14 protein-coding genes are annotated in these 16,846 nt (G+C 33.4%); 2 read left to right on the forward strand and 12 right to left on the reverse strand.

The genetic code is table 11. The annotated features are described in order from the left end of the window. Positions 1-12 precede the first annotated feature (12 nt). From BN2390_RS21535 to BN2390_RS01675, 10 genes are all read right to left on the reverse strand, one after another. The gene (locus BN2390_RS21535) at positions 13-1,767 is read right to left on the reverse strand and encodes a DUF7922 domain-containing protein (protein ID WP_053982608.1); all 1,755 of its coding nucleotides are present in this window, start codon (positions 1,765-1,767) and stop codon (positions 13-15) included. A gap of 116 nt (positions 1,768-1,883) precedes the next feature. Beyond that, positions 1,884-2,267 (reverse strand): RidA family protein, encoded by a 384-nt coding sequence (locus BN2390_RS01635; protein WP_053982609.1) that lies wholly within the window; start codon positions 2,265-2,267, stop codon positions 1,884-1,886. A 23-nt stretch (positions 2,268-2,290) separates the two neighbouring features. Further along, complete coding sequence (gene pheA, locus BN2390_RS01640; RefSeq protein ID WP_053982610.1) at positions 2,291-3,247, reverse strand: prephenate dehydratase; 957 nt, start codon at positions 3,245-3,247, stop codon at positions 2,291-2,293. A 4-nt stretch (positions 3,248-3,251) separates the two neighbouring features. Beyond that, positions 3,252-4,277 carry a 3-deoxy-7-phosphoheptulonate synthase gene (aroF, locus tag BN2390_RS01645; RefSeq protein WP_053982611.1) on the reverse strand — a complete coding sequence of 342 codons (1,026 nt, stop codon included), beginning with the start codon at positions 4,275-4,277 and terminating at the stop codon, positions 3,252-3,254. A gap of 389 nt (positions 4,278-4,666) precedes the next feature. After that, entirely contained in the window at positions 4,667-5,551 is an 885-nt protein-coding gene (gene rsmA / locus BN2390_RS01650; RefSeq protein WP_053982612.1) for a 16S rRNA (adenine(1518)-N(6)/adenine(1519)-N(6))-dimethyltransferase RsmA, read from the reverse strand. Positions 5,552-5,675: 124 nt separating this feature from the next. Further along, on the reverse strand, positions 5,676-6,698 hold the full coding sequence (locus tag BN2390_RS22205; RefSeq protein WP_053982613.1) for a 3D domain-containing protein: 1,023 nt from the start codon (positions 6,696-6,698) through the stop codon (positions 5,676-5,678). A gap of 531 nt (positions 6,699-7,229) precedes the next feature. Continuing rightward, on the reverse strand, positions 7,230-7,988 hold the full coding sequence (locus BN2390_RS01660) for a TatD family hydrolase (RefSeq protein WP_053982614.1): 759 nt from the start codon (positions 7,986-7,988) through the stop codon (positions 7,230-7,232). Positions 7,989-8,127: 139 nt separating this feature from the next. After that, entirely contained in the window at positions 8,128-8,721 is a 594-nt protein-coding gene (locus BN2390_RS01665) for a 5' nucleotidase, NT5C type (protein WP_053982615.1), read from the reverse strand. Between the two features lie 98 nt (positions 8,722-8,819). Beyond that, positions 8,820-9,008 carry a hypothetical protein gene (locus BN2390_RS01670; protein WP_053982616.1) on the reverse strand — a complete coding sequence of 63 codons (189 nt, stop codon included), beginning with the start codon at positions 9,006-9,008 and terminating at the stop codon, positions 8,820-8,822. Positions 9,009-9,024: 16 nt separating this feature from the next. Beyond that, positions 9,025-10,197 (reverse strand): GNAT family N-acetyltransferase, encoded by a 1,173-nt coding sequence (locus tag BN2390_RS01675; protein ID WP_053982617.1) that lies wholly within the window; start codon positions 10,195-10,197, stop codon positions 9,025-9,027. Positions 10,198-10,347: 150 nt separating this feature from the next. Here BN2390_RS01675 and BN2390_RS01680 point away from each other — a divergent pair, with 150 nt between their 5' ends. Continuing rightward, entirely contained in the window at positions 10,348-11,709 is a 1,362-nt protein-coding gene (locus BN2390_RS01680; protein ID WP_082238532.1) for a glycoside hydrolase family 18 protein, read from the forward strand. A gap of 179 nt (positions 11,710-11,888) precedes the next feature. Beyond that, on the forward strand, positions 11,889-13,952 hold the full coding sequence (locus tag BN2390_RS01685; RefSeq protein WP_053982618.1) for a methyl-accepting chemotaxis protein: 2,064 nt from the start codon (positions 11,889-11,891) through the stop codon (positions 13,950-13,952). A 163-nt stretch (positions 13,953-14,115) separates the two neighbouring features. On the opposite strand, the gene metG is transcribed toward BN2390_RS01685, so the two are convergent. After that, positions 14,116-16,071, reverse strand: coding sequence for a methionine--tRNA ligase (metG, locus tag BN2390_RS01690; RefSeq protein ID WP_053982619.1), 1,956 nt, complete (start codon positions 16,069-16,071; stop codon positions 14,116-14,118). 143 nt (positions 16,072-16,214) lie between these two features. Further along, on the reverse strand, positions 16,215-16,784 hold the full coding sequence (locus BN2390_RS01695; protein WP_242847633.1) for an NUDIX hydrolase: 570 nt from the start codon (positions 16,782-16,784) through the stop codon (positions 16,215-16,217). Positions 16,785-16,846 lie beyond the last annotated feature (62 nt).

Genomic DNA, 16,846 nt, shown 5'->3' on the forward strand with positions numbered 1-16,846 from the left:
CACCTCTTTGCTTTAAACCCTTACAATCCAATAGCCATAATCACCTGGTTGAAGAGCCTTGTTACTTCTGCCTCTAAAAGATTCTATTTTATCAATCGATAAAATAAATTTACGTTTTGTATCATAAATGTCTGGTATACCAATATAGTATTGCTCAATATTCTTATCTCTTCCTAAGATTAAGAATCCAAATTTATGATAACAATAAGTTACAAATGGGTTAGTACACCACTCATAAGAAAATTGTGGCATAGATATAAGCTCTGCCATAGAAATCCTTACCCAATCAATTTCTTCATCTTTTTCTTCAAAAGGTTCTATTTCTGATGAATCTGTGAAGATATCTCTTACTCTGAGTAAGTCACCTTTTATATCTTGCTCCTCATCCTCTTTGTCTTCTACTTTTTCATTTTCTACTGTCTCTTTTTCATTAAAAGGGCTTTTTTTTTCATCTTTTGCTGCATTCATGTTATTTTGAATTGACTTTAATACATTTTCTATCTCATTTAAATACTGTTGCTCTTCATCTTCTCTATTTTTATGAGGTACTGCATTGGCTCTATTTTGGTTGAATGAAGTTGATTGTGATAGAGGTTTAACACTATCTTCTATAATACTTTGAACACGTCTAGCAAGCATTTCCTTATCAGAAGACTCACTGAATAAATTTTGCAATCTAGTTAATACTTTAATTTCATCTTGATATCTTTGGTCATACCCCTCGCCTAGATCATCCTCATCAGGAGTCGGCATAATTACTGGACCTATACCATCTTCAGGTTCTTCTGGTTCGTTCTCACCTGGCATTGGCATGATGACTGGGCCGGGACCCTCTCCTGGCTTCGCTGGCTTATTCATCCCTGGTTTATTACTATCTGGCGTTGGTATAATCACTGGGCCGGGGCCTTCTCCGGGTTTTGCTGGCTTATTCATGCCTGGTTTATTACTATCTGGCGTTGGTATAATTACTGGACCGGGACCTTCTCCGGGCTTCGCTGGCTTATTCATCCCTGGTTTATTACTATCTGGCGTTGGTATAATCACTGGGCCGGGGCCTTCTCCGGGTTTTGCTGGCTTATTCATGCCTGGTTTATTACTATCTGGTGTTGGTATAATCACTGGGCCGGGGCCTTCTCCGGGTTTTGCTGGCTTATTCATACCTGGTTTATTACTATCTGGCGTTGGTATAATCACTGGACCGGGACCTTCTCCTGGCTTCGCTGGCTTATTCATACCTGGTTGTTCTTCACACCCACATCCACAAGGTTCACATTCACAGTTTTCTTCTGGTTCTGTTGGTTTTATCGTAGGTTTTATAACTGGTTTTATTATTGGAATAGCTGGAGTGGTTGGTTTAGTTGGTCTTTTAGGAAGGGCACTTTCTAACATAGTTGTTATTAAGTACTTATCCTTCGTATAACCAATAAGTACAGTATCCGTCTTACCTATGCTTTCACCTTCTACTACAATTGCTACACAATCTATGTCTTTTCCTTTTACTCCAGTTCCTTCTAGATTATCTAAATCTACTTTCCAAGTAGTTTGTTTATTCCCATCTTCCGTATTAAGATTGCCTAAACGTATAGCTTTATTCTGACTTTTACTAATCAAGTATACTGTGTATTCTCCAGGTATGTCTCGAAGATTTTGAACATAGCATTTTATTATTCCTGGTGACATGATTGTTACATGTCCGCTTGGATTTTTATTGCTCTTACCATACCCAGCCACATTTTCCTCCAAGCAAATCAAAGTATTCAAATACATAGTACTCTCCTCTTTTCTTGTACAAACTTATTACTATATATATGAATAAAATTACATCGTTAGAACAATTTTGTTTTTAGTCAAAATAAAGGAGTCACCTAAGTGACTCCTTTTAATTAGTTATTTATATGTGCAATAACTTCGATTTCTACTTTTGCAAGTTTTGGAAGGTTTCCAACTTGAACTGCACTTCTAGCTGGGAATGGTTCTGTAAAGTATTGTGCATATACTTCATTTACAGCAACAAAATCGTTGATATCTGCTAAGAAAACTGTTGTTTTAATAACATTATTGATTGATGAACCAGCTTCTTCTAATACTGCAATAAGATTTTTGCATGCTTGATGTGCTTGATCTTGTACAGTTTCTTTAAGTTCCATTGTTTCTGGATCTAAACCAAGTTGTCCTGAAGTATAAACCATTTCTCCTACTACAACTGCTTGTGAGTAAGGTCCAATTGCTTTTGGAGCTTTATCTGTTGATACAATTCTTTTTGTCATTTTAATTTCCTCCTAAATTTTATTTAATAAGTGACTTTTTTACTTTGTCTGTAGCCACCTAATATACTAAAATACTCACTCTCTTTGCTGACTTTTCCTAATGCTATTAACATATTAGCATCTTCTAAATGTCCTTCTAAGTCAACAAAAAAGTAATAATGCCACGACTTATCTTTCATAGGCCTAGATTGTATTTTAAGTAAGTTAAGACCATTGTATGCAAAGTGGGCTAAAATATGATAAAGTGCTCCACTTTCATGTTTAGTCGTAAATGCTATACTTACTTTATCACATTCCGGGAGGATTTGCATAGTTTTTGACAAAATTATGAAACGTGTATAGTTATTGGATTTAGTATTAATTTCTCTTTGAAGGATACTTAAATTATAAAGATTCGCAGCTTTTTCACTACAAATAGCAGCTTTATGCTTATTGTCTAATTGCTCAATATACTGTGCTGCCATAGCTGTATTTGCATAAGGGATGCTTTGAATATATGGGTATTGTCTGAGGTATTGCTTACATTGTCCTAGTGCTTGAGGATGGCTATAAACTTCTTCTATTTCTTCTATTTTACTTCCTTGTACACCTGCTAGATGATGAGTAACTCTGACAATCTCTTCTCCAACTATATAAAGGTTATAGTGTCCAATAAGGTCGTATACTTCTAACACTTCCCCTGTATAAGAGTTTTCAATAGGTAATACACCGTAATCTATTTCCCCTCTTACAAGGGCTTCAAAAACCTCATCAAATTCATCATATCTCGTATAGCTTGCATCTTGATCTTTAAAATATCTTGTTGCTGCATCTTCACTAAATGATCCTATTACCCCTTGATACCCTACTTGAGGCATCTGTTTAGGTTTATATTGTAAGCCCTTTTCTATTGCATCTAGAATTTGCAAGTCACCCATATATAAATTTTCTATTGATACTTTTAGCTGTTCACGAATCCCTTTATAATTATTTTCCTCCATACTCTTATCCCCTTCTTATTGTACGTCCTTCGATGGCAGTGTATTTTTCCATCTTTCTAACCACTTCGTCAAAGCGAGCTGGTGTAATTGATTGTGGTCCATCACATAATGCTTTAGCTGGATTGTTGTGTACTTCAATGATAACCCCATCTGCTCCTGCTGCTATGGCAGCCATACACATCGGTTCTACCATGTAAGAGAATCCTGTTGCATGACTAGGATCAATGATAATAGGTAAGTGACTTAGTTTCTTAATCGCAGGAATAGCAGATAAGTCTAATGTATTTCTTGTGTAGTTTTCAAAAGTTCTAATACCTCTTTCACATAAGATTACATTATCATTTCCTCCTGCCATAATGTATTCTGCAGCCATAAGCCATTCTTCAATCGTTGAAGATAATCCTCTTTTTAATAAGATAGGTTTATTTGTTTTTCCTAACTCTTTAAGAAGAGCAAAGTTTTGCATATTTCTTGCACCTACTTGGATAACATCTACATCTTCTACGAACTTCTCAATTGTTTGTGGGTACATGATTTCTGTAACGATAGGAAGCCCTGTCTCTTGACGTGCTAATTTAAGTAGATCTAAACCATCTTCTTCTAGACCTTGGAATGCATATGGGGATGTTCTTGGTTTATATGCGCCTCCTCTTAAGAATGTAGCACCTGAAGTTTTTACACTCTTAGCAATCTCTACAATTTGTTCTTCACTTTCTACTGAGCAAGGTCCTGCAATAATTGCAAATTCTTCACCACCAATTGTACGATCAGCAATTTGGATAATACTGTTTGCTGGATGGAACGCGCGATTTGCTTTCTTGAATGGTTCTCTTACACGCATTACTTTATGAATACGTTCATCTGATCCTAATTCTTCAACAACAATTTTAGATGTATCTCCAACAAGACCTAATACTGTACATTCACTTCCTTTGATAGGTTGCACTTGTACTTCGTAATTCCCTGTAATTTCTCCAATTAAACTATTTACGCCTTTTTCATCTATATCTCTTTTTAAAACAATAATCATGTTCTTACACCTCTTTCAAATTTAAGTTTATTCATTCTGATGTATAATGAAATGCTTTTTATACTTTTATGGCCGGCTTATAAAAGCATTTTATTGCACTCCTGTATAAATAAAAAAGCCCTATGCACGCTAGATGCATAGAGCCTTAGATTATTCTACGAATAATAATATGGAATCACCCTAATAACAAATGCAGCGTACGTCTATTTTTTTTACAACAAAAAGTACCAGCGCTAAAATAAAAGTAGCCCCAGCTAAAAAAGAATGTATAAAATTTTGTTGTAAACATAGAAATACGTTCCATTTTTGTTTCCTCCATAATTTTTAATATATTAATTAAATGTATAATAATTAGTTTTTAATTAAAACCTATTATATAGTCCACGATTTTATTTGTCAATTAACTTTTTTCTATAATTGTCTATAAAATTAGATAACATAGCGTAATCTTCAAGAGAAAGAGTCTCTCCTCTTGTACTTGCACCAATACCACTTTCCTCTAAAGCATTTTTAAGATCTTCCTTATCTAAGCCTAGATTTCCGTTAGATGCTAATGTATTTAAAAGGGTTTTTCTTCTTTGAGAGAATGCTGCTTTAATGATTTTAAGCATTTGTTCTGCATTGTCTACATCTACTATAGATTTTTCATGTAAAGAAAGTTTAATAACAGCTGAATCTACATTAGGACGTGGCATAAAGCAATTTTGTGGTACATTTGCTACAAGGCTTGTACTACAATAGTAATTCATAGCCACTGTAATAGCTCCATATTGCTTATTACCTGGTTTAGATGCCATACGATCTGCTACTTCTTTTTGTACCATAACTGTAATACTTTCAATTGGTAAGTTATGTTCAAGAAGCATCATAATGATTGGTGTTGTAATGTAATATGGTAAGTTAGCTACAACTTTAATCTTTCTATTTGGAGATTCTTCTTCAATAAGTGATTTAAGGTCTACTTTTAATACATCTTTATGGATTAACTTGAAATGCTCATTGTGTCCATATTCTTCTTTTAAAATCGGAATAAGCTGATCATCTATTTCAATAGAAATTACTTTACCTGCATTCTCAAGTAGGGCTTGTGTTACACTTCCTATCCCTGGACCAATCTCTATAACACAGTCCTCTTTTGTAATATCTGCAGCAGCAATGATTTTATCTAAAACTCTTGGATCAATAAGAAAGTTTTGGCCAAATTTCTTTTGGAAAGCAAAAGGATACTTATTTAATATCGCCTTCGTACCTTCAGGTGTTGCTATTCGGTTCATATCGTTCACTCCTTTACTGTTTATCATCATACCATACCCATATCAATATTGTATAGTCTACCATACTTTAGACGCAAAAAAGGAACTATTACCCTTAATGTAACAGTCCCTCTAAGCCTGTATTTTAATAATTTTTACGTTCTGCACGAACATCAACATTTTGATCTTGTAAAATATAAACTTGTTTACTACGTCTTCCAAATTGTTTACATTCACTATTTGTATTCATAAATAAGTCTATATCATAACCCTTAATAGCTCCGCCTGTATCACCTGCGATGGCAATGCCATAGCCTTCAACATATAAAACTGTCCCCAGTGGAATAATCTTAGGATCTACAGCCACCATTCCTACGAATGTAGGCATACCTGATGCTGTTTTTCCTGACCATTGATCCCCTTCAACGTCTGTGTAAGCTGTTGCTTCCAACGTAAGTGCCTTTGTATATTCATACATTTTTCCAGTAGCAGAATCTTTAATAATGTTTTTCTTGCCTTCTTGAACCACTTTTGTTACAGGTTCTTTTATTACAAATTCTTCTTTGACAGTTTCAGATTGAACTTCACCGCCAAAGCGCACGATTTCAACAGTTTTTTCTTTAAGGCCTGTTGCACCTTGTTCTATAACCTTTAATTCACCAGCTGCAAGAGTTGTTACTTCTTCTACTGTCTTTTCAAAAGGAATTTCCTCTTGTACAACTTCTACTGCAACTTCTCTTGTTTTAACACTTACTTCAACATCATCTGTGATAGGTGTATCTAAAGCTGGTGTTACTTCACTATGTTCATCAAGTTTTATATGTCTATTGTCAATTAGTTCGCCAACTGTCATTGCAGATGTTTTAAATGTACTCGCTGATCCATTTACAGTAAGAACTACTGTTGGTTTCCATCTTGTAACGGTAATTTTCATACCATCCTCGATTGCTGTCTCCATACTTGGTTCAACCTCATCTTTATCACCTAAAACAATTTCTTGGGCTGCTAATATATCACTCACCGATTGATGTAATGTTTCATACTGTGTTACTTTCCCATCTTCAACAATTGCTACTGTTTTCGATAGGGATTGATACGCTGTGATTGTGCCTGTACCGAGCATAAACAGCGCCACAATCAATAAAGCTATCCTAATTCGATTTTTCATGATTACCTCCTTGAATCCGGTTGCTACTTTGATAGAAAGTTTAGTATTATTTTTATTTATCAAAGCAGTAAGGTTTCAACCTCTCATTTCTACAATCGTGCTTATCGGCGCTTTACTGGAAATAAAATATAGCATAATTTTTAAATGCTATATTATGAATTGTAATATAAATTATTTTTTAAATCAAGCTTTTTGTAATACTTTTTGCCAGGCAGTGGCTATTTTTCCATTTCTTCCATCTTACAAACCCTTATTTTTCAATGCCTCCTTTATTAATTTAAAATATTTTCCATTTTTCCAATTTAACATCTTTGTAACATTTACTTAATACCATTTATATGTTCTTAAATGTGATTTAGTACTAAAAATACATTTTTTATTTTTATATTTTAAGTTTTTACCATTTTGTAACATTTTATACTCCATTTTATGTATTTATATATAAATATATAGATACACACAATGTTTATTAATACTAAACTTTTTATTTCAACAAAAAAGTCTCTTCATTGTTTATGAAGAGACTTTTTTCTATATCTTAAAGAGTTTTTTTGTGTTTTCTAACGTTATTCTAGCTACTTCTTCTTCTGTAATTCCCTTTATTTCAGCAATCTTTTGCATTACAAATGGTAAATAAGAAGAATCATTTCTTTTTCCTCTATGAGGTACTGGCGTTAAATAAGGACAATCCGTTTCTATAAGTATAGATTCTAACGGTATACGCTCCACTACTTCTACAGTTTTTCTTGCATTCTTAAATGTTAAGGAACCACCGATTCCTATATAAAATCCTCTCTTTACATATTCAACAGCTAATTCGTGGCTACCTGAAAAGCAGTGAATAACACCTTCTTTGATACCACTATCTTTTATAATATCAAATGTGAGTTGACTTGCATCCCTACTATGAATACTTACTGGCAGGTCTAACTTCTTTGCAAGCTCTAACTGAGCTTTAAACCATTTAACTTGTTCTTCTTCTGATGAGTGATTATAGTAATAATCTAATCCGATCTCACCTATTCCTACTACTTTAGGATGTCTCGCCATTTCTTCTAATGTTTCAATGTCATTCATTGTCATTGTACTTACATCATGAGGATGTACACCTACTGTTGCATAAATAAAGGGATAGGTTTCAGCAAGAGAAATACTTTCTCTTGATGAAGGCATATCAGCACCTATATTAATAATAAACTCTACTCCTTCTTGGTGTATTCTATTTAAAAGCATGTCACGATCTTCATCGAATCGTTCATCATTGTAATGAGCATGTGAATCAAAATACATAACAATCTCCTTCTATCATTTATTAATAATCTTTACTGTGTATTATAGCAGTATTCTTTATAAAATAAACTATATCTAAGTTAAAAGACTCTATCTAAATCGCTGTGTAGTGATTTAAATAGAGTCTTTCTCTAACCTATTAAATAATTTCTTTTTCTATTTCATAATATTTCTCATGTATATCAGGGTAACATTCATTTATAATCCACTTTTCAAAATCTCTCCACCCTTTAACTCTAGGATAACTAGAACAAGCATTTTGATTATGTGGTCTATCAAAAATTACAGGTGTTCCCCCTGCTTCTCTAAAATCTATAATATTATGCATACCATCATCTAATAGATAATCTCCTTTTACCATATGCTTCACTGAACATATAATAATGTGGTTTTGTGGAAAGAATGGCATATAGTTTCTAATCCACTCATATTTTGCTTCTACCGACCTTGGATGAGCTGCCGTTACAATATACATATCAAATAAATTACTCTCATATAACCTTTGGAATGTTTCAATAGCTTCTAATACAGGCTCTAAGTTTCTAAACAATTCCGGTTGATGCATGAGTTCTAATATTTCCTCACCAAAAATAGATACTAAGTCCCAACACACACAATCATCTGTTGTATAGTTTGTATCGTATTTCTCATTAAAGATTTCAACTACACCTTTAATATATTCTGCCAGTACGTCATCTTGGTCAATTAAGAGTACAGGTTTATGTTTTTGCAAAGTCCTCACCTTCCTTATCGCTAAATACTCCTGGGTCTTCTATCATATCTAAATAGATGTGATTTGTCCATTTACACTTTTAGGTTACTATTATTTTATTATTGAGATAATTTTTCGTTCCTTATTTGTTTTAATTTTTCAATCTCCATTAATAGAGCTTCCTTTTTACGTAAAGTGTTTTCTGGTTGTTTATTATAAGGTGAGTTTTTAAACTGAATATCTAAGGTTTGTAAAACTACCCTTCGTCTTTTAATTTCTTCATCTATACTTTTGATGTCATTTATCATTTTTTAACTCCTTGATTTAAAAATAATCATATAAAGCGACCTTACTACGTTCTGTCTTAAAGAACGACTTCATAGATTCTGATGTTTGATTCCATTGTATCTTCTCAAGAGTATCTAAATCTAGTAGCGTTCTGAATCCAATCAATACTTGTGCAAGGTCTCTAATATCTAGTACAAAGTCTGCTTGTTTATCTGTTTTTGATACAGTTACTTCTTTATTAATGTTTATTTCAAAACAACCATCATTCCATTCACAAATATCATCCTTTACGCCTATTACAAATGTACCATTTTTTACAAAATTATAAGCTTCCAATGCTTTTTGTACATCTATAATTTTTGCCATCATATAGCTTTGAATCGATGCATTACATCTAGGATTACTAAGTACATCTAATATTAAATCATGTTCTTTTACATTCATTTGAACATTAAATACTTGGGCACTATGGGTAGAAATATAGTTCAATAAACTTCTAAGGGTAGACATATTACTATATTGCATCTCAACAACTTCAAAAGTTAATGTAGCATGTATGAGTTTATAGATCATATACCCTTGTATCTTACCTTCTGTGTTTCTATATAATACAGTATAATAATCTAATTTTCTACTTATACGACGTTCCCAATGATGCTTGTCCCTTATGCAAGATCCATTTAAACCTTGTATATACCCTTCATAGTAGTTATTAAGTTCTAACCTATTGGTTTCACTTAAGTATTCTATATATCCTTCATTCCTAAACTTTTTGAGTTTATCTATTTCAAATGTATAAGTTAAATTGTTATAACACCATTTCCATCCTAATTTTTGATAAAACTCATAAGAAAAAGGTGCAAGTAGAGAATACACAGCCCCTTGTTCATACATTACTTTAATACCTTCTTTAATAAGATTACTACAAATTCCACCACTCCTATAAGTACTTGCTGTTGCTACTCCACCTAATCCTGCCATTTTAAGGCATTTACCATCTACATATATTTGACGATAAGGTATCGTTATACAACTTGCTAATACCTCACCATCAAAACTTCCTAATATAGTTTCTCTCTCCGGTGTCGATAAGTTCCAGTCTGTCTTAAAATCTTCTTCTGTGCACATTTTAAAACAATAGGTCATCAAGTCAATAAAGCGGTTTTCATAAATTGATTTATTCTCATTGATTTTAATAATCTTATTCATGTACTCTCTCCTCATACTTATCCTTATAAGCTTTATTTTAATCTTTTTATATATTTTTTGCAAAACTTTAAACATTTTCTCCTTAGACAAGCACACTTGTAAATAACTGGAAATATTATTAATATATAATACTTTAAAGGAGGTTCCTTCATGTCACGACTTCCGCAGATTGGTTCTGTATTTCCTAATTTTCATGGAACGAGTAGTACAGGTAAGTGGAGTATTGTATGTGTTTCTTCAAATACAAACAATGATACTTGTTCTAACCTTTTAGGTCATAATGATTACTTTAATAAAAATGACATTGAAATTGTGCATTTCCCAGCCCGTACATCTGATACTACTCTTTATATTATAGATTCTAATTATATACTTAGAGCAGCCCTTCATAATGATGAAAGCTCCCCATTGACTGTTACTCATTTAGTTAATATTGTTGATTCATTGCGTTCACAACACAAGCCTCAAAGTATACGTCAACAACCAGTTAATCCTGCATGCCCTGATATTGAACGAATTGTTGGTCAATATGTTCTAGGTAATCCTAGTAATGTAGACCCTTATTTATTAGATTTTGTAGTCTATGCCTTTGCTCTTATCCAACCTAACTTAACACTAGATGTCTACTCAAGACGTTATTTACAACAACTCGCAGACTTACGTTTAATTGATCCTGAATTACAAGTTATCCTAGGCATTGGTGGATGGGGTAATGATGGCTTCTCTGATGCTGCACTTACGCCTCAATCCCGCTACAACTTTGCTCGTGAAGTAAAAAAATGGGTAGATGAGTATAAACTAGATGGTGTGGATATTGATTGGGAGTATCCTGGTTCAAGTGCTGGTGGTATTAAATCTCGTCCACAAGATAGAGAGAACTTTACACTTCTTCTTCAAGCACTTAGAGATGTCTTAGGTCCTAATGCATGGATTAGTGTAGCTGGTATAGGTGATGCTACTTACATTAAAAATGTAGATATTGCTGGTATTGCACCGATCATTAATTACTTCAACTTAATGTCTTATGATTATACCGCTGGTGCTACTGGTGCTGCTGGTGCTAAACATCAATCTAACCTTTTCCCTTCTGATATGGCATTTAATAACATTAGCACTGACCTTTATATTCAAAACCTTATAGCTGCTGGTATGCCTTCAGAAAAAATCCTTCTAGGTGTTGCTTCTTATGGACGTAATGGTGCAACTATTACAAAGACCTATGATCAAATTAGACAATCTTATATTAATAAAAATGGCTATACTGTAAGATGGGATAATGTTGCTAAAGCACCTTATATTGTAGATCGAAATGGTAACTTCGTTTTAAGTTTTGATAATAATATTTCAATCTACTTTAAAGGTCAATACGTTATTGATAATTGTTTAGGTGGTATCTTCTCTTGGCAAGCCAATATGGATAAAGCTAATATTCTAGCTAATGCTATGAATTTATCTATTAATGACCCAGCCGAACTTGAAGATATCTTAAAGAAAGAATACCTAGGCGAATAGTATAAAAATAACTACCACTAATTTTCTAGAATAGTGGTAGTTATTTTTATACCATTATTTAATTTTTATACAAATCCTATTGATAATGTTATAGGTTACGATATATTATATAGATTGTCTTTAAATTTTAACTCAAAGTCTAGAGTTTAAAATTATATTATCTTCGGAGGAATACTAGAATGAAAAAACTTTCATCCAGTATCCAAGCAAAATTCCTATTGCTTTCTGTAGGTATGATCTGTATTGGCTTATCTATCATGCTATTTCTTATGATGCATCGTGTAACCCTTATGGCTCAACTCAACTACACTCAAAATTCAAGAGAGCAAATGAATATTGTTTCGGATACTATCCAAACTTTTTATGAACAGGTAGACCAAAATATCAATATGATGGCTACAAATCCTATTATCAAAACAAGTGTAGGACATATTACAAGCTATAAAGATGCTCCTACAGAAACTTTTATGACTCCAGCTACTAATGGAGGCACTGAACAAATAGCTTATGAGGTATTTGATCATTATGCCATTAATCATCCTGGAACTAAATATGTTTATTTTGCAACAAATGATAGCGGTTATCTAAACTGGCCAGAAACAACTATATCTGCTCAATATGATCCTCGTGAGAGGGCATGGTATAAAGATGCTGAACAAGCACGTGGTAATATTATTCGTACAGCGCCTTATATTGATGCAACTAATACAATGATTATTAGTAATGCACGTGCTGTACTTGATGAACTTGGTAATATTCTCGGCGTAATTGGAATTGACGTAGAACAATCTGCTATTAGCGATATTCTTAGTTCTATGAAACTTGGACGTACAGGCTATTTCATGCTTGTCCATGATACGGGTATGATTATGGCCGATGGTAATAATCCTGATAATAATTATAAACAAATTGATGAAGTAAATATTGATGGCTTAGAAAAAATATTTGATACAAGCTTACCTAGCTTTAATATAAAAATTGATGACCAAGCCTACCAAGTTAATGCACAAAAAGTTGAAGGTACTGATTGGACTATCGCTTCTCTTATTACTGATAAAGAGCTTAAAGCAACTGCACGTCAAATCTCTACACTTTTCATTATAGTCTCACTGGTAATCTTAGCTATTATTAGTGCCTGCATTATTTTTGTTGTAAGACGTATTACTATTCCTATTAAACGTTCTGCCGAACATCTTAATGATATTAGTCGTACAGATTTTTCTAGAGATATTAATGAATCCTTCTTAAATATGAAGGATGAAGTTGGTGTTATCTTCAAGGGTATTAATGCTATGAAAAATGCATTACTTCAGCTCATTTCTAATATTAAAAATGAGTCACATTCTATTGAAGATAAAATCACAACTGTTAAAGAAAATATTGTATCTCTTAATATGCATTTAGAAGATATTTCTGCTACTACTGAAGAGCTTGCATCAAATATGGAAGAAACATCTGCTACTACTGAACAGATGACAACAATCTCTCAAGATATCCAAAAAGCAGTTAGTTTTATTGCTGAAAGATCTAGCCAGGGTGCTCAAGATGCAAAAGAAATCAACCAACGTGCTATTGCTACTAAAGAAAATGTACATCAATCTCATCAGAAATCTCAACTTATCTTCAGCGATACCAAAGCTAAATTAGAAGAAGCTATTGTCTCTTCTCAAGTTGTTAAACAAATTGATGTTCTTTCTGAATCTATTATGCAAATCACAGAACAAACTAACCTTTTAGCCCTTAATGCGGCTATTGAGGCGGCTCGTGCTGGTGAAGCTGGACGTGGTTTCTCTGTCGTAGCTGAAGAGATTAGAAAGCTTGCTGAGCAATCTAAAGAAGCTGTTACTAAAATTCAAGTGATTACTGATACTGTTCAAAGTTCAGTAGGGAATCTATCTGATAGTGCTAATGAGCTTCTTAACTATGTGACAACAGATGTAGATGCTGATTATCAAATGATGCTAGAAGTAGCAGACCACTATAGTCATGATGCAAACTATGTAGATGCACTAGTTACAGAATTCAGTGCTGCAACCCAGGAACTCACAAGTTCCATGGAAAATATCTTACAATCTATTGAATGGGTGTCTCAAGCATCTTGTGAAGGTGCTATTGGTACAAGTAATATTGCAGATAAAGTCTACGGTATTACACACTCTTCTTCTGAGGTTATGGAACAGATTTTAGAAACTAAAGAAAGCGTAGATAAACTTGCTCATGAAGTTGCTAAGTTTAAAATCTAGTACATAACAATTTATAAAAATAGACATTCTTTATAAACACTGCTATTATATTATTAATTAAAATTTAGCTTAAACAAAAGGGAGATAAAACTAATATAAAAATTAGTTTTATCTCCCTTTTTATAGGTTATTTATATATTTTTAATAATCTATTACTAATAGATTATTTTACTTCTGCTCCGTCAACCATTTCTCCAAGTGGCCCTACAGCAACAAGGTTACCTTCATCATCTGATGCACAAAGTACCATACCTTCTGAAAGGATACCACGTAACTTAACTGGTTTAAGGTTTGTTACAACAACTACTTTTCTACCTACAAATTCTTCTGGTGTGTAGTACTTAGCAATACCAGATACAATTTGTCTTACTTCATCACCTATTTTAATTTTAGATACAAGAAGCTTGTCTGCTTTTAGTACATGTTCACATTCAATAACTTCACCAACTTTAAGTTCTACTTTACCGAAGTCATCAATTGTGATTTCTTCTTTTTTAGGTTTAGCTGGTTTTTCTTCTTGTGGTGCTGCAGCTGCTTGAGTTGCTTTCATTGCTGCTTCTAACTCTGCAAGTTCTTTTTCTTTATCAATACGTGGGAACATATTTGTTCCTTTTTTAGCATGTACAGTATTTGGCATTGTACCCCATGTATGGATTGTATCCCAAGCTGTAAGCTCTCCACGTGTTAAACCGATTTGTTCCCAGATAAGTTCTGGTGTACGAGGCATAAACGGTTCAATCATAATACTTACAATACGTAAACCTTCTGCTAATGTGTAAAGTACACCTGCAAGTTTAGCTTTGTTTGCTTCATCTTTTGCAAGTACCCATGGCATTGTTTCATCAATGTATTTGTTAAATCTTCTAATGATTACCCAAATATCTTCAAGAGCATTGTTGAAGAAGAGTTTCTCCATATTTGCTTCCATTTTAGCGATTTGTTCTGTGATAATTTGTTGTACATCCGCATCAAACTCATTGCCTTCATGTACTTCTGGTAATACACCACCTTCGAAGTATTTTTCAATCATTGCAACTGTACGAGATGTAAGGTTACCAAGGTCATTTGCAAGGTCAGAGTTAATACGTGAAATAAGTGCTTCATTTGTAAAGTTACCATCTTGTCCAAAAGCAATTTCACGAAGAAGGAAGTAACGAATTGCATCACTACCATAACGATTTACAAGAACGCTAGGGTCTACTACGTTACCTTTAGATTTACTCATTTTACCACCATCAATTACAAGCCATCCATGACCAAATACTTGTTTTGGAAGTGGAAGATCAAGAGCCATAAGAATAGCTGGCCAAATAATTGTATGGAAACGAATAATCTCTTTACCTACTAAATGTACATCTGCTGGCCAGAACTTATTGTAAAGTTCTTGATTATCACTACCGTATCCAAGTGCTGAGATATAGTTTGATAACGCATCAAGCCATACATATACAACGTGATTTGTATCAAATTCTACTGGAATACCCCATTTGAATGATGTACGAGATACGCAAAGATCTTCAAGACCTGGACGAAGGAAGTTATTAAGCATCTCATTTTGTCTTGTTTGTGGTTGAATAAATTCTGGATGATCTTCAATATGTTTAATTAAACGATCTTGGTATTTAGAAAGCTTGAAGAAGTATGATTCTTCTTTTACTTTTTCTACTGGTCTACCACAGTCTGGACATTTACCATCTACAAGTTGGTGTTCTGTAAAGAATGTTTCACAAGGTGTACAGTACATACCTTCATATTCACTTTTATAGATATCCCCTTTGTCATAAAGTGCCTTGAAGATTTTTTGTACAGTTACCTTATGGTCTTCATCTGTTGTACGAATAAATTTATCATAACTGATGTCCATTGTTTTCCAAAGATCTTTGATCCAATCTACAATATTATCTACGAATGCTTGAGGTGTTACACCTTCTTCAGCCGCACGACGTTCAATCTTTTGTCCATGTTCATCTGTTCCTGTAAGGAACATTACATCATATCCACGAAGTCTTTTATATCTTGACATGGCATCTGCTGCCACTGTTGTGTACGAATGTCCAATATGAAGCTTATTACTTGGATAATAAATAGGGGTTGTAATATAAAATGTTGGTTTGCTCATTACGCCCTAGCCTCCTTAAAGTTTATTTTTCATTATCTCTTATAGTATTATAGATACAAATGTATCCATTGACAACAACCATACCTGAAAATATTACCTATATTTTCTATAGTGTGACTAATTTTTTCAGATTTCATACCGTATTATAACTTAAATTCCTTAATTTTCTCCATAAACTTCTTATAAACAATAAGCATATCCGGTTCATTATCAACATAAGTATCTAACTCGTCTACTGCTATCCATCTCACACCACTGTTTTCGTCAGGCTTAATCATTAGCTCTTCTGTTTCATCTACCTCAACTAAATAAGCTATTGATAAATGTACATGAGCGGATACATATTCTCCTCTTTTAATGTGTCCCTTTACTGGAAGTACATCTAATGAAAATATTTCCTGAGAAATAGGTCTTACCTCTTTTACCCCTGTTTCTTCTTGAGCCTCTCTTATAGCTACGCCTAAAAAGTCTATCTCTCCATCAGTGTGCCCACCAGTCCAAGACCAAGCATTATAAATATTATGATGAATCATAAGTACCTTATCTCTTGTTTTATTTACTATAAAACCTGAGCTTGAGAAATGTGCTAATGGGTTTTCTCTTGTAAGAAGGTTATCATAAGTGTCCATACAACCTACTATAAGAGCCTTATCCTTTTCTTCTTGTTCATTATAAGGTTTATAGTCTCTAATTTGTTGCTCCCACATTTTCATGGATTTAATCTCCTAATCACTTATTTTTTCTTAAATTATAGCATATAAAATAGAAAGTAGTG

Source organism: Niameybacter massiliensis (assembly GCF_001282685.1).
GTDB lineage: Bacteria > Bacillota > Clostridia > Lachnospirales > Cellulosilyticaceae > Holtiella > Holtiella tumoricola.

Coding starts and splice junctions, on each gene's coding strand:
- BN2390_RS21535 (WP_053982608.1), bottom strand. CDS start 1,767: ATGTATTTGAATACTTTGATTTGCTTGGAGGAAAATGTGGCTGGGTAT.
- BN2390_RS01635 (WP_053982609.1), bottom strand. CDS start 2,267: ATGACAAAAAGAATTGTATCAACAGATAAAGCTCCAAAAGCAATTGGA.
- pheA (WP_053982610.1), bottom strand. CDS start 3,247: ATGGAGGAAAATAATTATAAAGGGATTCGTGAACAGCTAAAAGTATCA.
- aroF (WP_053982611.1), bottom strand. CDS start 4,277: ATGATTATTGTTTTAAAAAGAGATATAGATGAAAAAGGCGTAAATAGT.
- rsmA (WP_053982612.1), bottom strand. CDS start 5,551: ATGAACCGAATAGCAACACCTGAAGGTACGAAGGCGATATTAAATAAG.
- BN2390_RS22205 (WP_053982613.1), bottom strand. CDS start 6,698: ATGAAAAATCGAATTAGGATAGCTTTATTGATTGTGGCGCTGTTTATG.
- BN2390_RS01660 (WP_053982614.1), bottom strand. CDS start 7,988: ATGTATTTTGATTCACATGCTCATTACAATGATGAACGATTCGATGAA.
- BN2390_RS01670 (WP_053982616.1), bottom strand. CDS start 9,008: ATGATAAATGACATCAAAAGTATAGATGAAGAAATTAAAAGACGAAGG.
- BN2390_RS01675 (WP_053982617.1), bottom strand. CDS start 10,197: ATGAATAAGATTATTAAAATCAATGAGAATAAATCAATTTATGAAAAC.
- BN2390_RS01680 (WP_082238532.1), top strand. CDS start 10,348: ATGTCACGACTTCCGCAGATTGGTTCTGTATTTCCTAATTTTCATGGA.
- BN2390_RS01685 (WP_053982618.1), top strand. CDS start 11,889: ATGAAAAAACTTTCATCCAGTATCCAAGCAAAATTCCTATTGCTTTCT.
- metG (WP_053982619.1), bottom strand. CDS start 16,071: ATGAGCAAACCAACATTTTATATTACAACCCCTATTTATTATCCAAGT.
- BN2390_RS01695 (WP_242847633.1), bottom strand. CDS start 16,784: ATGAAAATGTGGGAGCAACAAATTAGAGACTATAAACCTTATAATGAA.